At 57.5% G+C, this 19,537-nt stretch carries 19 protein-coding genes; 2 read left to right on the top strand and 17 right to left on the bottom strand.

Features of this window, described 5'->3' with window-relative positions:
• Positions 1 to 49: 49 nt before the first annotated feature.
• From amoC to H035_RS0111960, 17 genes are all read right to left on the bottom strand, one after another.
• Positions 50 to 856 carry a bacterial ammonia monooxygenase, subunit AmoC gene (gene amoC / locus H035_RS0111875; RefSeq protein WP_022949196.1) on the bottom strand — a complete coding sequence of 269 codons (807 nt, stop codon included), beginning with the start codon at positions 854 to 856 and terminating at the stop codon, positions 50 to 52.
• Positions 857 to 1,117: 261 nt separating this feature from the next.
• Complete coding sequence (locus H035_RS0111885; RefSeq protein WP_022949198.1) at positions 1,118 to 1,876, bottom strand: phosphate/phosphite/phosphonate ABC transporter substrate-binding protein; 759 nt, start codon at positions 1,874 to 1,876, stop codon at positions 1,118 to 1,120.
• Positions 1,873 to 2,376, bottom strand: a complete 504-nt coding sequence (locus H035_RS0111890) for a PAS domain-containing protein (protein ID WP_022949199.1) — start codon at positions 2,374 to 2,376, stop codon at positions 1,873 to 1,875. The genes H035_RS0111885 and H035_RS0111890 overlap by 4 nt, the downstream gene beginning before the upstream one ends.
• A 114-nt stretch (positions 2,377 to 2,490) precedes the next feature.
• Complete coding sequence (locus H035_RS0111895; protein WP_022949200.1) at positions 2,491 to 2,853, bottom strand: roadblock/LC7 domain-containing protein; 363 nt, start codon at positions 2,851 to 2,853, stop codon at positions 2,491 to 2,493.
• A 25-nt stretch (positions 2,854 to 2,878) separates the two neighbouring features.
• A complete protein-coding gene (locus H035_RS0111900) occupies positions 2,879 to 3,532 on the bottom strand; it encodes a hypothetical protein (protein WP_235044576.1) in 654 nt (217 codons plus the stop codon).
• Positions 3,507 to 4,076, bottom strand: coding sequence for a GTP-binding protein (locus H035_RS0111905; RefSeq protein WP_022949202.1), 570 nt, complete (start codon positions 4,074 to 4,076; stop codon positions 3,507 to 3,509). The genes H035_RS0111900 and H035_RS0111905 overlap by 26 nt, the downstream gene beginning before the upstream one ends.
• 6 nt (positions 4,077 to 4,082) lie before the next feature.
• Positions 4,083 to 5,171, bottom strand: coding sequence for a hypothetical protein (locus H035_RS0111910; protein ID WP_022949203.1), 1,089 nt, complete (start codon positions 5,169 to 5,171; stop codon positions 4,083 to 4,085).
• Positions 5,172 to 5,177: 6 nt separating this feature from the next.
• Positions 5,178 to 5,858, bottom strand: a complete 681-nt coding sequence (locus H035_RS0111915; RefSeq protein ID WP_022949204.1) for a type IV pilus assembly protein FimV — start codon at positions 5,856 to 5,858, stop codon at positions 5,178 to 5,180.
• A gap of 148 nt (positions 5,859 to 6,006) precedes the next feature.
• Positions 6,007 to 6,324: a DUF4389 domain-containing protein gene (locus H035_RS19515; protein WP_022949205.1), complete on the bottom strand. Its 318-nt coding sequence runs from the start codon at positions 6,322 to 6,324 to the stop codon at positions 6,007 to 6,009.
• 13 nt (positions 6,325 to 6,337) lie between these two features.
• Entirely contained in the window at positions 6,338 to 7,378 is a 1,041-nt protein-coding gene (locus tag H035_RS0111925; protein WP_022949206.1) for a DUF2333 family protein, read from the bottom strand.
• A gap of 53 nt (positions 7,379 to 7,431) precedes the next feature.
• Positions 7,432 to 8,337 carry a tyrosine recombinase XerC gene (xerC, locus tag H035_RS0111930; RefSeq protein WP_022949207.1) on the bottom strand — a complete coding sequence of 302 codons (906 nt, stop codon included), beginning with the start codon at positions 8,335 to 8,337 and terminating at the stop codon, positions 7,432 to 7,434.
• Positions 8,330 to 9,037: a DUF484 family protein gene (locus H035_RS0111935; protein ID WP_022949208.1), complete on the bottom strand. Its 708-nt coding sequence runs from the start codon at positions 9,035 to 9,037 to the stop codon at positions 8,330 to 8,332. Before H035_RS0111935 ends, xerC begins: the two co-directional genes overlap by 8 nt.
• Positions 9,034 to 9,843 carry a diaminopimelate epimerase gene (dapF, locus tag H035_RS0111940; protein WP_321162855.1) on the bottom strand — a complete coding sequence of 270 codons (810 nt, stop codon included), beginning with the start codon at positions 9,841 to 9,843 and terminating at the stop codon, positions 9,034 to 9,036. Before dapF ends, H035_RS0111935 begins: the two co-directional genes overlap by 4 nt.
• A gap of 17 nt (positions 9,844 to 9,860) precedes the next feature.
• The gene (gene lysA / locus H035_RS0111945; protein WP_022949210.1) at positions 9,861 to 11,108 is read right to left on the bottom strand and encodes a diaminopimelate decarboxylase; all 1,248 of its coding nucleotides are present in this window, start codon (positions 11,106 to 11,108) and stop codon (positions 9,861 to 9,863) included.
• Complete coding sequence (gene lptM, locus H035_RS22765) at positions 11,109 to 11,444, bottom strand: LPS translocon maturation chaperone LptM (protein WP_084684905.1); 336 nt, start codon at positions 11,442 to 11,444, stop codon at positions 11,109 to 11,111.
• 2 nt (positions 11,445 to 11,446) lie between these two features.
• On the bottom strand, positions 11,447 to 12,829 hold the full coding sequence (locus tag H035_RS0111955; RefSeq protein ID WP_022949212.1) for a TRAP transporter large permease: 1,383 nt from the start codon (positions 12,827 to 12,829) through the stop codon (positions 11,447 to 11,449).
• Positions 12,826 to 13,365, bottom strand: coding sequence for a TRAP transporter small permease subunit (locus tag H035_RS0111960; RefSeq protein ID WP_022949213.1), 540 nt, complete (start codon positions 13,363 to 13,365; stop codon positions 12,826 to 12,828). Before H035_RS0111960 ends, H035_RS0111955 begins: the two co-directional genes overlap by 4 nt.
• Positions 13,366 to 13,424: 59 nt before the next feature.
• Here H035_RS0111960 and H035_RS19520 point away from each other — a divergent pair, with 59 nt between their 5' ends.
• Together H035_RS19520 and H035_RS0111970 are read left to right on the top strand one after the other, a co-directional pair.
• Positions 13,425 to 15,815, top strand: a complete 2,391-nt coding sequence (locus H035_RS19520) for a Lon protease family protein (RefSeq protein ID WP_022949214.1) — start codon at positions 13,425 to 13,427, stop codon at positions 15,813 to 15,815.
• 172 nt (positions 15,816 to 15,987) lie between these two features.
• On the top strand, positions 15,988 to 19,530 hold the full coding sequence (locus H035_RS0111970) for a helicase-related protein (protein ID WP_022949215.1): 3,543 nt from the start codon (positions 15,988 to 15,990) through the stop codon (positions 19,528 to 19,530).
• The last annotated feature ends 7 nt before the right edge of the window (positions 19,531 to 19,537 follow it).

Here is a 19,537-nt window from a genome sequence, read left to right on the forward strand (position 1 = left end):
AGCGGCCCCCCAGGTCGCGCTTCCTATGGATTCTAACCTCGGCAGGCGATTAGTCCGCCCAGGTGGCAGCGTCGCCGCTGCTGTATACGTCCGAACCGCACAGGTCGCTTCCAATCAGGTTGGCGAAGCTGGCGAACACTTGCAGCAGCAAGCCCAGAATCGACAGCGCCATCCAACCGAAGAACACGAAGCCATAGTGCAGCGGCGCCACGAACAGCTCTTCCATGAACCAGAAGGTGTGACCCCATTCGTTCAGACCCACGTTGGGAAGAATCATGAACGGTCCCACCACGGTGATCATATAAGCCACCGAAAAACCCTTCTTCTGGTAGTTGAAGTAGGGCAGACGGGTGTGCGCATAGATCATCGCCGCAAACCCGGTGATGATGTAGATCGGGTAGCTCAGGTAGAATTCGATGATGTGGCTCGGGGTGAAGTCGGTGTCCCGAACGATGGTTTGGTGCCAGGTGCCGTCCTGCTCGGTGAAGTAGCTCGCACCCCAGTAAATGGCCCAGGCATAAGCCACCAGCCAGATCAGGTGGGTGAAGTTGCGACGCAGTTCTTCACGCGGCGCCAAGGCGTCCAGGTTGCGGTCCCGGCTCTTCCACAGGTAGCCCCACAGCACCGAGGCCGTCACCACTTCCAGTACGATTTCGGTGTACAGGAAGTTCATCCAGTATTTTTCGAATTCCGGAGCGAACGAGTCCAGACCGGCCGACCAGCCATAAACCCCTTCGTACCAACGTACCCACGCGTAGAAAACCGTGTAAATGCCCAGCGCGAACGCCAGCCATTTCTTGTCCAGAAGCGGGGCATCTTGCGCTGCCGCGCCTACTGCTTGTGTCGTTGCAGCCATTTGAGTTACCTCCTTATCAGTTCACTCAAAGTTTATTTTTAATCGCTCCTTCCTTAAAACCTTTCACCCCCCAGGTTAACCCAGAAGGCGACCTCCTTCCTTTCGGTAACGGGCAGTCTAGCATTCGGTTGAAAGTTGTCAAGACTCGTTTCGAATCCGATCCATTCGGCGGAGCAAGCGCTCTTCGCAGCTTCCTGAAAACCCAAAACCCGGCTTCCGCAAGCCGGGTTTAAAATCCGAAACGCTACATCCTAGGGCCTTTTAGATCAACGAGCTATAGGTCAAGGTTTCCATCAGATCGATCATGAACTCGGTTTCCTCAGGCGCCACCTTCTCCCAAGCGGACAAACCCAGTTGCTTCAGGATAGCCTGTCCTTTGGCATCATTCTCCATATCGAGCAATGCATCCCTCAGAGAACCGAGCCGGTCGTTCAATCGTGGACCGGCCATCAACGAGTGGTGAATCACCTGGATATCACTTCGCACTAATGGGTGCAGCTGATCACGCACCGGGCGGCTCAGCTCATGGAAAGCTCGGTCCAGAAAAATGCCCGCATCACAGGCGCCTTGAAGTAATTGTTTGGCCACCAGCACATAATTGCCGGCAACCTTCAGCTCGATGTCCTCCGCCACCAAGCCGGAGGGTTCAAGCATGACCATACCAATTAAATGGACGTCGGGATCGTCGGTACTGGCAACCCTGACGCCTTTCGGCAAATCCTCCACCGCCTGTAGATCGCTGGTTTCTGGCACGGCGACCACCACTTCATCGGGACGGTTGCGGGGTTTTACCACTGAGGTAAAATCTTTATCCCGCACCAACATAGCGGCGTCGTACGGATTAGCATAGATGAGGTCGATACGATCCGCCTCGATCGCCCGATGAAGGGATTGGAAGTCGTTCATCAACTCGAAATGAAAGGGGCAACCCAAAGTTCTTTGCAGCCAAGTATTAAAGACGAACCACCCGGCCAGATAATCCGGACTAAAATCGGGGCTGACGGTGAACGTATTCGTCATCCACGAGTCTCCTTATTTTCTTGCTCCCGCATTCGAGCATAGAGGGCGATGCATTCTTCTACCCTGCGCCGACTGGGTTTTCGTCTTACCGAGGTATACCCAACGGCTCTCCCGGCGCGAACGTTGGGGATCACGGTCGCCTTTACCCAGTAGTAGCGCCCATCTTTGCGAAGATTTTTCACATGGCCTTGCCAAATCTCGCCTGCCTGAACCGTATCCCAGAGTTCCTGGAATGCCGCCTTGGGCATGTCCGGATGACGCAGAATGGAGTGCGGTGCGCCAATCAGCTCTTCCTTGGTATAACCCGACATATCCACGAAGGATCGGTTGGCGTGGGTAATGACACCTTCGAGATCGGTGCACGAGACGATTAATCGACCGTCCGGATAGGGCACTTCCTCTTTCGTTACCAGTACCCGCCGAGACCCGATGCCATGGAGTTGCAACACTTCGGTTCGATAATCTCCTTGGACGTCGGCAGGTTCCATATCCTTAAACATCGTTTTTCTCATAGATAGTGGGACGCGATTCTTGCTGCGCTTTGCTCACTTTTACATCGAATTCGGTTTTGCAAAGGAAATGATACGGAAATCCTCATCGAGCGCTTTTACCCCTCAGATCAATTCGGCAATGCTTTCCGCCGAACGTTTGACGTCCAAGAAAATCAAACCGAGCTTTGCCTGGGATTTGGCCAACACGGTCAAAACCGCCTCTTTTCCGGCATGGGTCATGAGCACATAGCCTTGCTTTCCCTTGATCAATACCTGCTCCAATTCCCCTCTGGCCAATTCCTGGGCGGTGCGGTCTCCGAGCGACAGCATCGCCGCACTCATGGCCCCCACTCGGTCCTCGTCCATTCCTTGGGGCAAAACCGCGGCCATCATCAAACCATCGGTGGAAACCACCCCCGACGCTTCGATATCCGCGGAGGTGCCGTTCAATTCGGTCAAAATGGATGAAAGCATATCAGCGCGCATAAATTATCTCCTTTAAAAAACTGCTTCAGATAAGCACCGATGAAGGGGCATACCTGGTCATCAGTGTCCAGACCAAGTGGACGAAATTGGGATGATTGAAATGGGGAATTCCGGTCATGAGCAATGCGAAGCGGTATTTACCCACCTGCAAGGGCCAGATCCCCAGGCGGCTGCAACCTGAGGCATCCACCACGCCCCAAGCCTGGGAAGCCAGATTCAGGTTATTCAACAGCAACCCTTTATGGCGGTCCTGCAAACTCAATACATCGGCACTCAAGGCCGCCAATTCCTCGGCGGTTTCATGAGGAAAACCGTTGGAAGCCAAATAAAAGCCCTGCGGGTCGGCCAACAGGGACTTGCCTTTTTCCGTCAAATCAGCAAGCAACTCCGGCAGAATATCTTCCAATGGTTGATTTAATACGGATAAGGGGGCATTGAGTCCTTGCAACCAATACAGAGATTGAATCCTACGCAACAACGATAGCGTTTGTTCAAGGGACTCCCCTTCTTTGATTTGCTCCAAAAAATCTTGGGTCAAGCGAGGGGTTTCCGTGCAACCCAATAGATTGCACAGGAATCTTCGCGGAGAAGTATTTTCCGCCTCGGAAACCGCGTAATAGGCTCCTGCCGGAGTCGGCCACAGAAATACATCCTCACGCAGTCGAGATTTCGCCATCATCCTTATCCATCTTGAGACCGGGATCCAATGTGAACAGCAACGATTGCACCAGCAAAGACATATCGGTTCGGGAGCGAGCATCCACCTCAAATAAGGGGATTCCCTCCAATCCTTGTTTTCCCAAGGCCTGATGATAGGTTTCCAGGAGCGGTTCGGGCTTGCGATCCATTTGGGTCACCCCGACCGCCACCGCCGTCGAATCGACCAAAGAACGGAAACGCTGCAGAAAAAAACGGAGATCCTGAAAAGGGTCGGGGCGGTTATTGTTGATCAACAAAATCAAGCCGATCCCGCCGCTGGATAAAATATCCCACATGAAATCGAATCGTTCCTGACCCGGGGTTCCGTACAGATGCAACTTTTCTCCTTTATCCAATCGCATCACCCCGTAATCGAGCGCTACCGTTGTATCAGGCTTACGTTGCCTAGTCATGTCTCGAGCCACTTCGTCGGTCTTAACCGGCGGCTCGTCACTGAGGGTGGTGATGGCGGTCGTTTTTCCCGCACCTACAGGTCCCGTGAATATGAGCTTGTACTGCCCCACCGTTCCTTATCCTTTTCCAAGTCGTTGTAAGATTCGTTGTAACAATCCCGCATGCCGGACGAGCGCCGCGGATTCCTTTTGAACAGGGCCGGGTTCCCTTAGCCGCTCGATTAAATTCAAAGCGGCAGCGGCGCTGACTAGACCAAATACCGTATTGGGGGCCACACCGAGCATTTTCGCCGCCCGCAGCGGCGACACAGACTGCTGCACCAGGAGCGCGCTAATCCGAACCGAATCGGGCGGACCGGCACAGCGGGTCAAATTGGGCCAGTGCTTCATGCGAACCGGAGAGGAAGGTTGAAATGCCTCCGGTAAACGGCCGCCTGAGTTCCACCACGCCACCTTCCACAAAAAAGCGTCCATGGGCCGCAAGGGTTCTGGAAAATCCCGAAGATCCACCACCGGCTCCGGATGGATCCCGATAGAAGAGGCCGTCGCCTTATCGCCGTGCAGAGCAGCAAACACCTTTAAGGGCACTCGACAAAAGGCGTGCAATTTCTTGTCGTCGACGCTGATCCAGACTTTCCGCGTTTTCGGAAAAATGAAAATCGGCTCCCACCCCGTTTCCACTCTAACCGCGATACCTGTCAGGCTGGATTGGCGATAAGCCCTGGTCAACAAGCCTTGTAAATAGTCGGCCGGCTTGTAATGCGTACCATCGGATTCTCCCGCCCAACCGTAGCGGATATAGGAAGGATCCGCTCGATGCTTTTCTCCCACGCCGGCCGCCGCCTGAGACAACTGTTCGTCCGCCTCCTCTTTTACGACCAATTTGGTCGGATTCCGCTCCGTGCGTACTTTCTCCAAAGACTGGATCAAATCATTCGCCTGTAACGGTTTTTTTACCCGAATGACTTTCTCTGCCTTTAGATCGCGGAGGGACAAAGCAATCACCTGCCGATCCGGATATTGCCGACGCAAATCCTGCAACAGGGACTTTCCTTCATAGGCATCCAAATCGATGATGCAAACATCCGCCAGCGAGGGCTCGACTAAAATACCTGCCCCGTAATACTTTCGGATAAATGCGCGAATGATATCGGGAAATTTACCAGCAGACCCCAGTACCGCGATTTTCAAGCGTTCCGCAGCCATGTCGAATTAAACACGCTTCCGTTCGAACCATGGGACGGATGCCTCCCAGGCTTCATCCAGATGGCCGTTGTCTTTGAGCCAGCGGTAACCTTGCCAGAATCCTTCCGTATCCCGGCTCGCTCGATACAGTTCCAGCAAATTCCGACGCACCACCTCGCTTTCCGGTTGAATCTGCAACTGTGCGCTCAATATCTCCTGAGCTTGTTCCAGTTGCCCCACTTCCAGGCATAACCTTGCCGCTGCGACCGGATCCACAGATTCCGATATCTCCTCAGTGGATGGGATCAAGCTTGTTTGACTCGCCTGCATACCGTCATGCAGCACCGAAGCGGGAGAAAACGGCAACTGCCGGACCGCTAATTCCCCTCTCAGACATTGTTCCAATAAGGAAACGCGGGCTTCAGGCATGCGCGCGCTCGATTCCCGCAACATCCGCTTGCGTAATCCCCGCCCTTTCTCCCCGAGCATCCAAAACAAATCCACCAACGCGCCAAACAGTGTTTCCGGATCCTGATTCAATGCAACCCGAATGCGGCATACATGCAAGGCCAACAGATTCGGACACCGACGGATTTGCCGCGTCAAAAAATCATAAACGGATTCCGAATCCACGTGCCCAGGCACATGTAAATGAAGGAACGGCTCGAGAAAGAAAATCCCTTCCCATAAGGGGGAGTATCGAGCCATTGTCGTCAAATCGGAAGATGCCACCACGTACCTTCTTAGTTAAATGGACTTGCTATCTAAAAAGGTATACCAAGGAGAAGGATAGCGACATAAAAAAGGCGGTCTTTTTGACCGCCGTCACAAAAATGAAAAAATCCGATTTTCTACGTCAACGCCGCATCGAGGACGGAAGCTTGCCCAAACCTTCCAGCTCGGCGAAAGGAAAAGGCATTTGGTCCGTGTTGAAAGTCAAGAACAACAGGATTTGGTAAAGATAGACCCCCAAGGTCGCCCCCAATTGGCGGGCATGAGGGTTATCGCGGCCGGTCAGCAGCTTGCTGGCCACCTGGAAAATGACCACCGCCCATAAAATGACCCGGACAAATCCCAGGATAAAAGCAAAGACGGCCATGAAAAAAATCCGCTGCCAAGTATTGACTTCCTTGAGATGACGTCGAATTTCAGAGTCGATGGGTGAGGTATGCATATTTTAGACTCGATCAGATATTCAGCAAGGCACGCAAATCGATCAAAGCGGCGTTCGCGTGGGCGATGTAGGTCGCCTGGGTCAGCGAGTAGTTGGCGAAAACCCCGAAACCGCTACCGTTCAGAACGACCGGACTCAGCAGCGGGGACTGCGTCGCTTCCAACTCACGGATGATTTGATGCACGGGGGTTTCCGCGGCCTTAAGCCTCAAAATCTCATGAAAATCCTCCTCGATCGCCCGCATGACATGCAAAAGCGCCCAACAATAGCCTCTGGCCTCGTAGAAGTGATCGTCCACCTCGAGCCAAGGCGTCTGTTCCATCGGGGTGAAAGCGACGGAAGGCTTGCCCCGGATGATTAGCGCCGACTCCTCATGAACCTTACTACTGGCGCTGAGCCTTTGGGTGTAGCTGCCGAGTCGTTTCCCCAAAATATCGATATACTGGTTCAAGTTATCGGCACGGGGATAGAACGGCGCCCGTCCCTGCTGAAGACGTCCCAGATAACGGCGGAAGGCGGAGATACCGTTCTGATATTGACCCTCGGTGGTGGGCAAAATCCAGGAACCGGTTTCGAAATAGTAATAAGGTTCCCCGAACCCCAGGTCCTTATCCTCGGCGGATTGGGATTGGGCCCGGGAAAACTGGTTGCGCAGCGCGGTGGCCAAGTCCCGAGACGCGATCACCACGCCATATTCCCAATTGGGCATGTTATCCAGAAAAATGCTCGGCGGCATCACGTCATTGGACAAATAACCGCCCGCCTTCGTCATCAAAAAATCCATGTTGTGGATCAATACCGAAGTGGTTCGGACACCTTGTCTCAATTCTTTCGGTTCGGCCACTCCGGTTTCTTCCAGCGCCACCTCGGTTATATCGTATTCCGACGGATATAAGGCCTGATAACTCCAATACCAACCGATCGCGAACAGCGCCACTACAATAGCGCCGGCAATTCCGGAAAAGGTCCAAATTCTGCGCTTTTGCCGGACCTCCTCCGCAGCTTCTTCATTCGGCGGAGCCTCGGACTCTGTCGATACGTGGGGGGAAACCATCTTTCAATCCTCAAATAGGCGTAATTGACAATAGCTTAACAAATTTAGCCGGTTCATTTTCGCCGTTTCGCCCGCGGATGAGCCTGATCGTAGACCTTGGCCAGATGCTGAAAATCCAAATGGGTATAGATCTGAGTCGTGGCGATATCGGCATGGCCCAGCAATTCCTGCACCGCCCGCAAATCTCCGCTGGCCTCGAGCAGATGACTGGCAAAGGAATGCCGAAGCAAGTGCGGAAAGAGCGGACGATCGAAACCCAAACGGCGCCCCCACTCACTCAAGCGCAATTGCACGCCGCGCCCGGTCATCCGCTTACCGCGCCGATTCACGAACAAGGCGTTTTCATCCATGGCGACCCACGAGGCACGGCCCTTCAACCAAGCCTCGATTGCTTCTCGAGCCAGCCGGCCGACGGGCAAAATCCGATCCTTGCCACCCTTGCCGCCGCGCACTCTCAGCATCGCTTCGCTCAAATCCAAATCCGTCACATCCAGGGCCACCAGTTCTCCAAGACGCAGACCGGAAGAGTAGAAAAGCTCCCACATCGCCCGATCACGAATTTCAAATACCGACTTCGGCGCCTCGTTCAACAAGGCACCGGCTTCATCCACACTCAAAGTCTCGGGCAGAGAACGAAGCGACTTGGGAGGCCTGACCCGGCGGGCGGGATTATCCTCTGCCAGTCGGTGCTTGAGGAGATAATCGAATAAACTGCGCAACGCGGACAATTCCCGCTGCAGGGTCCGGGCGGAGATTCCTTCCCGACGACGTTCTCCCACATACTGACGGATCGTGCCTTCGTCCAGTCCGTCCCAGCGATCGATGCCAACCCGGCGGCAATGGGCAATCCACCTTTGTAAATCGCGACGATAGGCGATCAAAGTGTGAGACGACACCCGCCGTTCGTATTTAAGCGCTGTCAAGTAGCCCTCCAGGACGCCTTCCAGCGTACTACCCATCGCTTGCCTCCGCTTGCAGCAAGTTTTCCAGCCGCGCCCCCACCAACTCGCCGAGGCGGGCCAGAAAGACTTTCCCCAAGCCGGGATAAAAGCGCTGACGATCCCGACTGCCGATCGCCAGGACCCCGATCAAATCGGGTTGACGCAAAGGCACCAAGGCGCAGGAACCGATTCCGTCCGCCTCGCTGGAAAACAAGAACTCCAGTTGGCTGGATGCCGGGGAACCGATATAGGGTTCCCGGGTTTCCAATACGTCCTGGAACAAATCGGCGTGATAGGCAGGAACGAACACATCGGCCCGCGCGGAAGTTTTGCAGGGCTGAAAAAACCGCAAAACCACCCGCTCGACTCCGAAATGATTCCACAATCCTTCTTCGATTCCCGCCACCCCCTCGGCCACCGTCTCGGCCTGCAAAAGGACCAAGGTCAGTCGGTGCATTCCCTCCAGCAGTCGATCGTTATCCCGCGCGATCTGCACCAAGTTGTCGAGCTGTCGCTCCAGACTGCGATTGGTTTGGCGCAGCAAGGCGACCTGGTATTCCAACAAAGATACCGCCTCTCCGCATTCATGCGGAATGGTCAGCCGGGACAACAATTCCGGGTGATGCACGAAAAAAACCGGATTGGCCGCCAAATAAGCCGCCACCTGCTCCTCGGTTACCGCCGGTTCCGGCGTCACCGGACATGACTTTTGTCTCACAAATCTATTTCTCCCTCGAATACGCATTCCGCCGGCCCGGTCATGACGACCGGAGCTCCGCGCCCGGACCATTCGATCTTCAATTCCCCGCCCGGCAAAGCGACCGTCACCGGCGAACGCAACCTCCCCTGCTCAATACCCACCACCGCCGCCGCACACGCCCCGCTGCCGCAGGCCAGGGTTTCTCCCACCCCGCGCTCGAACACCCGCAGGCGGATATGCCGGGAATCGACGATTTGCATGAACCCCACATTGACCCGCTCGGGAAACAGTCGGTGGGACGCCAACTCTGACCCCACTTCGTTCACCGGCGCGGCGGCGACGTCGGGCACCGTGATCACCGCATGGGGGTTGCCCATGGATACGGCACCGAACCGCCGGTCGACGCCGTCGATCTCTACCTGGTACTCTGACATTTCCCCATGCACCGCCAAGGGAAGCGCCTCCGGCGCGAACCGGGGAACCCCCATTTCCACGCGCACTTGATTGGCTTCCACCAGTTCAAGATCCATCCGACCGGCGGCGGTAACCACCCGAATACGATCCCGATCGATCAATCCCTTGGCGCGCACGAAACGGGCGAAACAGCGCGCGCCGTTGCCGCATTGGGCCACCTCGCCGCCGTCGGCATTGAAGATTCGATAGCGGAAATCGACGGTGGCGTCGGGCGGCGGCTCCACCAGCAACACTTGATCGCAGCCCACCCCGAAGTGGCGATCGGCCAAGCGGCGGATCTGCACCGCGTTCAGAGTCACGGATTGGGTGACCGCGTCGATCACGACAAAGTCGTTACCCAATCCTTGCATCTTGGTGAATCGCAATTTCACGCCAGTACCTGTTCTCCGAGCCACAGATCCGCCAAGGTTTCCCGGCGGCGGACCACATGCACCCGCTCTCCGTCCACCATGATCTCCGGCGGCCGCGGACGGGAATTGTAATTGGAACTCATGGTAAACCCATAGGCCCCTGCCGACCGCACTGCGAGCAAATCTCCCGGCGCCAAAGCCAAACGCCGCTCGCGCCCCAGAAAATCCCCGGTTTCGCACACCGGCCCGACCACGTCGTATAGCCGCTCCGGCGCATCGGTACGGGGACGAATCGGGACGATCTCCTGCCAGGCCTGATACAAGGCAGGCCGAAGCAGATCGTTCATGGCCCCGTCGACGATGGCGAACCACTTGGCGGGGGTGGGCTTCAGATATTCCACCCGCGTCGCCAAAATCCCGGCGTTACCGGCGATGGCTCGCCCCGGCTCCAACCAGATTTCATGGGATCGACCGGCCAATTTTTCAAGAATCGCGGTCACGTATTCGTCTGGCCGGGGCGGTGTTTCTTCTCGGTAGGGAATCCCCAAGCCCCCGCCCAAGTCCAGGTGGCGCAAGAAAATTCCCGCCTGTTCCAGGCGGTCCACCAAGGTCAGCACCCGCGCCACCGCATCTAGAAACGGGGTGATTTCGGTCAATTGGGAACCGATATGGCAATCCAAGCCCACCACTTCCAGATGGGGCATTTCCGCCGCGCGCCGATATTCGGCCAGGGCCGTCTCCACGTCGATTCCGAACTTGTTTTCCTTCAGCCCGGTGGCGATGTAAGGGTGGGTTTTGGCGTCCACATCCGGATTGACCCGCAAGGATACCGGCGCCTTGACGCCCAGCTGGCCGGCGATCCGGTTGAGACGGTCCAGTTCCTCCGGCACTTCCACATTGAAGCAGCGGATACCCACCTCTAAGGCGCGGCGAAGCTCGTCCTCGCGCTTGCCCACGCCGGAAAAGACAATTTTGCCCGCCTCCCCGCCGGACTCGAGCACCCGCTCCAACTCTCCCACCGAAACGATGTCAAAGCCGGAGCCCAAGCGGGCCAGCAGGCCCAGCACCGCCAGATTGGAATTGGCCTTGACCGCGTAGCAGATCAGATGGGGATAATCGCCGAAGGCGCGATCGAAAGCGCGCCAGTGACGTTCCAAGGTGGCGCGGGAATAAATATAGGCCGGCGTGCCGTATTCGGCGACGATCTCCGCCACGGGCACGTCTTCGGCATACAATTGTCCTTCGCGGTAGTAAAAATGATCCATTCAGCGTTTTTCCTTTTCCTGGGTTTGCTCCGGCTCCGGCAGATAGAGATCTCCTTTCTGACCGCAGCCTGTCAATTGAACCGCCGAAATCAGGAGAAGTAACAGAGCCAAGTGGGTAAAAGATGGTTCGCAAAACCCATCTCGTGGGGTGCGGGGACCGGGAGCTTGACCGGAGGGCGTTCGCGCCCCCCCCTCCCTTGCCCTCCCCCCAATGGGGGGAGGGTTGGGTGGGGGGAAAGCCCCCAAGGAAGGGTTCACGGCGTCCCGAAGGTCAAGCTCCCGGTCCCCGCTTCGCATAGAAATGATGAAGAATTTTACTTGAATGATTTTAGACATACTCACTCCCCGTAAATCTGTTGCGGCAACCAGGTGGCCAAGGTCGGCCAAACGGCCAATATCCCCAGCATCAGCACCTGGATGGCGATGTACGGCATGACGCCCCGGTAAATGGCACCGGTGCCCACTTCCGCCGGCGCCACGCCTCGCAGATAAAACAAGGCAAAACCGAACGGCGGGGTCAAAAAAGAAGTTTGCAGGTTCAGGGCGATCATCACCCCCAGCCAGACCGGGTCCAAGCCCATGGTCAAAAGCACCGGTCCCACGATGGGCACCACCACGAAGGTGATCTCGATAAAATCCAGCACAAAACCGAGGGCGAACATCACCCCCATCACGATCACCATCGCCCCGAATGCACCGCCGGGAAGATCCGACAGCCACGCCACCACCATCTCGTCGCCGTAAAAGCCGCGAAACACGAGGGAAAACAGCGCCGCGCCGATCAGGATCAAAAACACCATACTGCTCACCCGAGCGGTATTTCGCATCACTTCGCGCAGGCGGGCAAAATCCAATTGGCGGCGCAGCCCCGCCAGCATCAGCGCACCGGCGGCACCCACCGACGCCGCCTCGGTGGGGGTGGCCAAGCCTCCCAGGATGGAGCCCAACACCGCCACAATCAGCAAAAGGGGCGGCAACAAGCCCTTCAGCACCCGTCCGAACAGATGCCCCTCGCGTTTGTTTTCCGGATTCTTCACCGGCATCCAGTCGGGCTTCACCCAGGCCAATGCCAATAAAAACAACAAATAAAACGCCACCAATCCCAAGCCGGGAAAAAGGGCGCCGGCGAACAGATCCCCCACCGATACGGTTTTAGGGGTGAATACGCCCATCTCCAATTGCGCCTGGCTATAAGCCGAACCGATCACGTCCCCCAAAAGCACCAGCACGATGGAAGGTGGAATGATTTGCCCCAGCGTCCCGGAGGCGCAGATGGTTCCGCACGCCAAAGCGGGATGGTAACCGCGCTTGAGCATGGTGGGAAGGGAAAGCAAGCCCATGGTCACCACGGTCGCCCCCACGATCCCGGTGCTGGCGGCCATCAACATCCCCACCAGGGTGACGGTCACCCCCAAGCCGCCGCGCAGGAAGCCGAACAATTCGGCCATGGTGTCGAGCAAATCCTCGGCGATCCGGGCCCGCTCCAGCACCACCCCCATGAACACGAACAACGGCACCGCCATCAGGGTTTGGTTGATCATGATGCCGTATAGCCGATTGGGAAGCGCCTCCAGAAACGCCGCGTCGAACAAATCCAATTGCAGCCCCAGGCCGGCGAAAGCCAAAGCCGTTCCACCCAAGGCCATCGCCACCGGATAGCCGGTCAAAAGCACCAGGAAAACGGCGGCAAACATGCCCACCGCCATGGTCGATTCGGTCAAGATCGTTCCCCTTTCAACGGTCGATCCAGGATAATCAACAGCGCCCTACCGCTCTGGGCGACGCCTTGCAGCAGGAAGATCGCGGCAAATCCCAGGATGACGCTCTTGAGCAGAAAGACCGCCGGCAAACCGCCGGCTTCGCGGGATGCTTCTCGAATCGCCCAGGAAGCCGCCACATAGTCCCACGCACTCCAGAAGATAAAGACGCATACCGGAACCAACAGCAACCAGGCGCCGAGAAAATCCACCCACGCCCGTCCTTTCGCGCCCATCCGCTGATAGAGAATATCCACCCGCACATGGGCGTCGTGTTTCAGGGTGTATCCCGCACCCAGCAAAAACAACACCGCATGCATATAGACCACCGATTCCTGCAGCGCGATCCAGCCCAGATCGAAGCCGTAACGCAGGATGACCACCAGGAAGGTTACCATCACCATTCCCAAGGCCAACCAAGCCACCGCGCGCCCGAGCCATTCGTTCAACCCATCGACGGTTCGAACGAAACCGGCGATAATGGCACAAAAAATCCCCATGTCCGTATTATTTCCCAACAAATCTTATTTATTATACAAGGAAAGGGAAATCCCGCTCTATGACCCGATCTCGCCGTCACCCCCCGCTCTCTCCGGATGATCTGCTGCTCGAGTCGCAAGCAGGCCTGGATTTTCGAACCACCGCCGAACTGGCCCCTTTCACCGGAGTACTCGGACAAGCCCGGGCCGAGCAGGCGCTCCGCTTCGCCATCGCCATGCAGCACCCCAGCTATCACACCTTTGTGATGGGAGAATCCCGAACCGGTCGCCTGACCCTTGCCACCAATCTGCTGGAAGAAGATGCCCGCAAGCGTCCCGCTCCCGACGATTGGATCTACCTCAACCATCCGGACGAACCGCGCCGGCCCGTCGCCGTGGCCTTGCCAACCGGTCGCAGCCAGGCTTTCGCCGCCGACATGGAGGCTTTCATCGACAAACTCCTGGACACCTTTCCGGCGGTGTTCGAAAGCCCCTCCTATCAGCGCCGCAAACACCGCATCGAGCGCGAATTCAATCAACGCCATGAACACGCTTTCAATCAACTGGAGCGCCAGGCCCTGGAACGAAGTATCGCCGTTTTCCACGATGGCGATTCGATCACCTTTACGCCGCTGAAGGAAGGCACGCCGCTGGACGAGACCCAATTCACCCAGCTTTCCGAAGCCGACCGGGACACCTTCAACCGCACCGTCACCGAACTGGAAGATTACCTCGCCGATCTGCTCGCCGAACTCCCCCAATGGAAGCGGGAGATGGCGGAAAAACAGCGGCACCTGGATCGTACCACTGTCCGCCAAGCCATCGCCCCGCTACTTGAGCCATTGGAGGCAAAATACCGCCAGGTCGAGGGATTGGCGGATTTTTTCAAGCGCCTGCGCGCCGACCTGGAACTCACGATACAGGAAAAACTGTGCTCCGAAGGGACCGACGAAACGACTCGACGCAAGCGTTTACAGGAAAACTACGCCCCCAATGTATTCGTCAGCCACACCGCCGAGGCGGGCGTACCGGTCATCCACGCACCCCATCCCAGCTACACCAATCTATTCGGGCACATCGAATATACCGCCGAACAAGGCATCATCGAAACGAATTACCACAAAATCTATCCCGGCTCGCTGCATTTGGCCAATGGCGGCTATTTGATTCTGGAGGCCGACAAGCTGTTCGCCGAACCCTTGTCCTGGACCACTCTCAAACACACCCTGAAACGCGGCCAACTGACCATTGAACGCCCCTCCAACGAACCGGCGACCCTGCTGCCGGCGACCCTCAACCCCGAGCCCATCCCCCTCGATGTGAAAGTGATCCTGGTCGGCGATCGCGGTCATTATCTGCTTCTCCAGGAAGTGGACCCGGAATTCAACGATATTTTCAAAATCCTGGCCGATTTCGATGACGATCTGGCGCGCACCTCGGAGATGCTGTCTTTGTTGGCCCGCTTCCTGGCTCATCAGACTCAAGTCAATCGCACCGCCGCCCTCACCTCCCGGGCGGTCCTGCATCTGGCCAATCATAGTTCGCGCCTGGCGGAATCGCGCCACAAGCTGTCGGCCCGCTTCGGCGAACTCATCGACCTGCTGCGCGAGGCCGAATGGTGGCGCGCGCAAGAGCATGCCCCTCACATCGAAGCTTCCCACGTAAATCAAGCTTTGGCGGCCAAGGATCAGCGGGAAGGTCGTTTGGCCCAAGTCAGCCTGGAAGAAATCATCGACGGCACCATCCTGATCGCCACCGGCGGCAAGGCGACCGGCAAAATCAACGCCTTGACCGTCTTCGAAACCGGTACGCGCAGCTTCGGCGCGCCGGCCCGAATCACCGCCACCGTCTATCCCGGCTCCAAGGGAGTGGTGGACATCGAGCGCGAGGTGAACCTGGGTCAACCGATCCACTCCAAGGGCGTGATGATTCTCTCCGGCTATTTGGGATACAAATACGCCCAACAATTCCCGCTTGCGGTTTCCGCGCACATCGCCCTGGAGCAGTCCTACGGTTACGTCGACGGCGACAGCGCCGCCCTGGCCGAAGTCAGCGCGCTCATCTCGGCCCTCACCCACTTGCCGATCCAGCAGTGTTTCGCGGTCACCGGCTCGGTCAATCAGTACGGCGAAGTTCAGGCGGTCGGCGGCGTGAACGAGAAAATAGAAGGTTTCTTCCAGCTCTGCCGGGCAAGAGGATTGGACGGCACCCACGGCGTCATTTTCCCGGCGCCCAACTGTGACGAACTGGTGCTCGAGGAAGAAGTCATTCAAGCGGTGACAGCCGGGCAATTCAACTTGTATCCGGTCAGCCACGTGGATCAGGCGCTGGAACTCCTCATGGATCAACCTGCCGGAACACCGGGCGCGGAGGGCAAATACCGCCCGGATACCATCAACGGCAAAGCGGTGGCCCGCTTGAAAGAGATCGCGGAAATGTATGAACCCGAAGACGGCGGCGCCGATACGTAAGCTCGACTTTCTCCATGGGCAGCATGGTGAAACAAACATTAAAGAAGTGGGAGTTTTTTACATGTCGATTTCAAATCGCGACAATGGAAAATTCCCGTTTAAAACACCAGGCATTATTTTTCAGTGCGTTACACTTGCCTGTTAATGGAAAAAGTCGAGCTAAGGGGGCAAAATGCTCAAACTCGAGGACATCAAAAAGGACACCCAAATCCGCGGCATTCAGGCCGACGAGATCGTGCGCGTGGTGCAAGTGGAGCCCGTCGGCGACAACGCAGTCACCGTCTATTACAAAGACAGCCAGGGCCGCCTAAGTGAGCAGATGCTATTCCGCTCCGATGAGGCACGGCTCGAGCTGGCACAGGCAGGCCGCCCCTGGGCCTTCGACGCCCCCGGCGCCGAATTCAAACTCGGATTGGAAGCCTACCGGATTTCCCAGGCCGCCCTTTTCGATCCGATGATGGCGGTCCACACCTCCAACGTGGAACCCCTGCCGCACCAGATCTCCGCCGTCTACGAGTCCATGCTGCCCCGACAGCCGCTACGCTTCGTACTGGCAGACGACCCGGGGGCCGGCAAGACCATCATGGCCGGCCTGCTGATCCGCGAGCTGCTGATGCGCGCCGATGCCAAGCGCGTCCTCATCGTTGCGCCCGGCGGGCTCACCGAGCAGTGGCAGGACGAACTGCTGGAGAAGTTCGGCGTCCAGTTCGAGATCTTCAGCCGTGAGAAACAGGAGCAGTGCGCCTCCGGCAATTACTTCGATGCGCAAAACCAGCTGATCTGCCGGCTCGATCAACTGTCGCGCAACGAGGAGTACCAGGAGAAGCTTAGGAACACCGAGTGGGACCTGATCATCGTCGATGAGGCCCACAAGCTCTCCGCCAGCTACTTCGGCAACAAAGTCAAAAAGACCAAGCGATTCCAGTTGGGAGAACTACTCGGCGCCATCACCCGCCACTTCCTGCTGATGACCGCCACGCCCCACAACGGCAAGGAAGAAGACTTCCAGATCTGGCTCTCCCTCCTGGACGGCGATCGCTTCTACGGTAAGTTCCGCGAGGGCGCCCACAAGGTGGACGTCTCCGACATGATGCGCCGCATGGTCAAGGAAGAACTGCTCAAGTTCGATGGCACGCCCCTGTTCCCGGAACGCCGCGCCTACACCGCCAACTACGAACTCTCCGATGCGGAGGCGGCACTCTACACGGCCGTCACCGATTACGTCCGCAACGAGATGAACCGGGCGGACAACTTGAAGGAAAAGGGCCGCAAAAACACCGTCGGCTTTGCCCTGACCCAGCTGCAGCGCCGCCTCGCCTCCAGCCCGGAAGCCATCTACCAGTCGCTCAAGCGCCGTCGCAAACGGCTAGAATCACGGCTGGAAGAGGAGAAGCTGATCGCCCGCGGCGAAAAAGTGCGCGAAGGCGTTGCGGAGACATTAGGCGAATACGCCGTTAAAAAGAAGATCGACCTGCCCGACAACCTCGACGAGCTCGACGAGGAATTGAGCGCCGAGGAATACGAGATCTACGCCGACCAGGTCGTCGACCAGGCCACCGCCGCCGAGACCATTCCCGAACTCGAAGCTGAAATTCTGATCCTGAAGAACCTGGAGCAGCAAGCCCTGGGTGTCGTCCAGTCCGGCAATGACAAGAAGTGGGAGGAACTCTCGCACCTGCTGCAAGACCGCCCGGAGATGTACACGGGCGGCGGCACTCGGCGCAAACTGATCATCTTCACCGAGCACAAGGACACCCTCCACTACCTGGTGGGACGCATCGGCGGCATGCTGGGCCGACCGGAGGCGGTGATCGCCATTCACGGCGGCGTGAATCGGGACGACCGGCGCAAGGCCCAAGAGGAGTTTCGCAACAACCCGGACGTGCTGGTGCTGGTCGCCACCGACGCCGCCGGCGAAGGCGTCAACCTGCAAAACGCCAACCTGATGGTCAACTACGACCTGCCCTGGAACCCCAACCGGCTGGAACAGCGCTTTGGCCGCATCCACCGCATCGGCCAGACCGAGGTCTGCCATTTGTGGAACCTGGTGGCCAAGGAAACCCGGGAAGGCGATGTCTTCCAGAAGTTGTTCGACAAGCTGGAAGTGGAAAAACAGGCCCTGGGCGGCAAGGTGTTCGACATCCTGGGCGAGGCCTTCGAGAACAAGTCTCTCAAGGATTTGTTAATCGAGGCCATCCGCTATGGCGAATCACAGGAAGTAAAAGATAAACTTAACCAGGTGATCGAGGGTGCGCTGGATACCGAGCACCTGCGAGAAATCCTACGCCGCAATGCGCTGGTCGAGCAGCACATGAGCCTGGAGGACCTCTACGCGGTCAAGGAGGAGATGGAGAAGGCCGAGGCGCGCAAACTGCAGCCCTACTTCATCCGCGCCTTTTTCACCGAGGCCTTCCAGAACCTCAATGGCGAAATGCGCCCCCGCGAAGCCGGCCGCTACGAGGTGCGCCACGTGCCCGCCGCCATCCGCGAGCGGGACCGGGTCATTGGCGAGTCCCGCACCCCGGTGCTGAAGAAGTACGAACGCATCTGCTTTGAAAAGCAGCTGGTACGGGTGCATGGCAAACCCATGGCTGGCCTCATCCATCCCGGCCATCCGCTGATGCACGCCACGACCGATCTGATCCTTTCGGCCCACCGCGGCAAACTCAAGCAGGGTGCCGTGCTGGTGGACCCCAACGACGACGGGCGGGAGCCGAAGATCCTGTTTATGGTGGATCACAGCGTGCGCGAAGCCAATGGAGATCGACCCAGAGTCGCCTCACGCCGACTGCAATTCGTGGAGATCGACCAACATGGCAATGCCTATCACGCCGGTTGGGCACCGCACCTGGACCTGCAACCCGTCGACGACATAGACCTGCAGCGGGTTCAGGACATCCTCGACGCCCCCTGGATCAACGGGGACCTGGAAGCCCTGGCCCTGAACCATGCTTCCCAACATTTGGTCCCCGAGCATTATCAAGAAGTCAAAGCCCGGCGCGAACGCCAGGCCGACAAGGTGCTGGCCGCCGTGAATGAGCGCCTGGTGAAGGAAATCAACTACTGGTCCGACCGCTACATCAAGCTCAGCGACGATGTGGCCGCCGGCAAGCAGCCAAGGATGCAGCCTCAAAACGCCAAGCGCACCGTCGAAGAACTGACCGCCCGGCTCGAACAGCGCAAGCGCGAACTGGAAGCGATAAAAAACGTGGTCTCCAGTACGCCGGTAGTGATCGGCGGTGCCTTGGTGATCCCCCGGGGACTGCTGGCCCAGCGCAAGGGCGAAACCAACTTCTGTGCCGATACCGAAGCACGCTCCCGTATAGAAAACGTCGCCATGCAAGCGGTGATGACCATCGAGCGCGACTTTGGCCATGAAGTGAAGGACGTCTCCGCCGAAAAATGCGGCTGGGACGTCACGGCAAGACCGCCGGCGAATCCTGATGGCTCCCTACCTCCTGATCGTCACATCGAGGTCAAGGGCCGCGCCAAAGGCCAGAGCACCATTACCGTCAGCCGCAACGAGATCATCTATGCGCTGAACCAGGCGGAGAAATTTCTACTGGCCATCGTAGTCGTCGATGGCGACAGCCATGAAGGCCCCTATTACATCCGCAACCCCTTTAACTCTGAGCCCGACTTTGGCGTGGCCAGTATCAATTACGACCTGAGCGACCTGCTTTCCAAGGCAGTTGCGCCAGAACAGACGATTTAAGGATTTT

This window comes from Methylohalobius crimeensis 10Ki, from assembly GCF_000421465.1.
In the GTDB taxonomy this organism is placed as follows: Bacteria; Pseudomonadota; Gammaproteobacteria; order Methylococcales; family Methylothermaceae; genus Methylohalobius; species Methylohalobius crimeensis.